The sequence below is a fragment of the Bartonella sp. OC16QHHD genome (genome assembly GCF_042194035.1).
Taxonomy (GTDB): domain Bacteria; phylum Pseudomonadota; class Alphaproteobacteria; order Rhizobiales; family Rhizobiaceae; genus Bartonella.
This window is the reverse complement of record NZ_JBHIMJ010000101.1, coordinates 1-2,047: the sequence shown is the minus strand read 5'-3', so window position 1 is coordinate 2,047 and position 2,047 is coordinate 1. Positions and strand designations below refer to the sequence as shown.

Here is a 2,047-nt window from a genome sequence, read left to right as displayed (position 1 = left end):
TATCAAAATAATTATTATGATATTTTAAAAGCACATGCTTCATTTGTTTTTTTTCCATAAAATAAACAGCAAATTTCACTACTTTGCTGATCTTATCCTATGCCATGGGCTGTGGATAAGTACCTTTAAAAACCCTTTTGAAAAAATTATCGGCTTTTTTAGCATTTTTTCCAGTTTTCTCACTATTCATTCAAAATGGATTTAATAAGCTTCATTTCGATTCTTTTGATAAGAATTAACCCCCTCATATGAAAACGGAGCCCTGTTGTAACAGGGCGTGAACTCAGTCATTTGCACGTGAGTTATGAAACTGTAGAATCTTATTCCGTGCCTTTAAAAGGGTAATCCAAAATTAACTGACATCTCTAATTCTGAGAAATTCTATTATGTGACTGAAATGAAATTCGCAAAAATTAAGAATAGTAAGGAAAAGAATAAATCAACTGTTATCTACAACAGCAATATCATCATGACAGATATCCCTCTTGAAGCTTATGAGTATATCGTAAATGGCAAGCCTGCTCTTGAATGGGTTATGGGGTGTCAATGTGTAAAAATAAATAAAAAGAGTGGTATTGTTAATGATGCCAATCGTTATGCTGTTGAGATCGTTGGAAATCCTGCTTATCCATTGGAGTTGTTTCAAAGGGTTATTACTGTAAGTTTAGAAACAATGAAAATCGTGAAAAAACTACCAAAATTAGAAATAAGAGAAACTGAATAGACTTGGCATGCTAAACTCACAAAGGGATATAAGGTCTTATACCTATAGGTTCTATCCCCCCTTTATAAATAGCTTACATACAATCTTTAAAAGGATAATTTATCATGCGTTATTCTAAAAAGAAGAAACTTGCACTTTTAGATACTCTTATTTGGATTGCTTTAAAACTTTTAAGAAACCTACTCTTAAATAGAATTAGATTTTTTTACATTGCCTTTAAGAGGTTATACCGTAATCTAAAATGATAGCTTTATTGTTATCAAAAGCTTTGTTTAAAGAGGGTTATGTATATTCATTTTCTTATATTACTTATAGGTTTTGAATGTTTCTACCCCCCCCAAAAAACCTTACAAAACATAGAGCATTAGTTAAATTTATAGGTTGTACTATTGATATAGGTTGTTTTTTGAAAAATTGATAAAAAATAACATATTGAAATATAATAACTTTTATTTTTTATTGAAAAATATGTAAAGGNTCTTGATAGCATTTATTATGATTATAATCCCTTTCTTTTGAAAGGCTTTAAAAGATCACATACTCTCATAAGACATGTTTTAATCATTCACTAAATGATCACTTTTGTCGATTCAATGTACTGACATAAACTGACAAATATATATTTACAGTTGTATTTATTTGTTATGGCTGTTTTAATAAGTTGTATTTTGAAAAATTGATAAAACTTAACTTATTGAAATATAATGATTTTAATTTTCTCTCATTAAAAAAAATGATATAGGTTCTAAAAAGAACTGACAAGACTGACAAAAGTTTATTAAAAGGGATTTTGCTCATCTCTATAATGATCAGTTTCTATTGAGATGTTTTCATAAGTGTTTTCATAATGGTCTATAAATCACAATTATCATATATCCTATTTATCATTTCTCTTATGAACATGAACAATGATGCCATGGCTATAAAGAACATAACAACTATAGAGAAAGCAAAAATGCAAATGAAAGCATTTGTTTATAAAGACAGTCCCTATAAAGGCTATTAAGTCTAAAATGTGTTATTAAAAGAAATTAACAGAAATCTTAAAAGCCATTTAGCAATAAAATTGATAGGTTATAAAGTTTAAAATACGCATAATGAGAGCGTTTCTAAAATATTATAAATGTATAGATTCAGAAAATACGCAATCGTTTCACAAAGCCCGTAATATAGCTTTAAAAGCACATAAATATAAAAGAAGCAATTAATAAGCATAAGATATTATCAATACATAACGTATTTAAAAAATATCAAAAAAGATAAAATATTATTTGACAATAAATACGTATTTTGTTATATAAGTACTCAAGTGATTAACAAACA

The 2,047-nt window shown here is 27.5% G+C and carries 1 pseudogene; it reads left to right on the top strand.

Annotated features, from left to right (window positions below):
* Positions 1 to 264 precede the first annotated feature (264 nt).
* Positions 265 to 724: pseudogene (locus ACFIK1_RS09605) on the top strand (type ISP restriction/modification enzyme); the annotation flags it as partial.
* Positions 725 to 2,047: the final 1,323 nt, after the last annotated feature.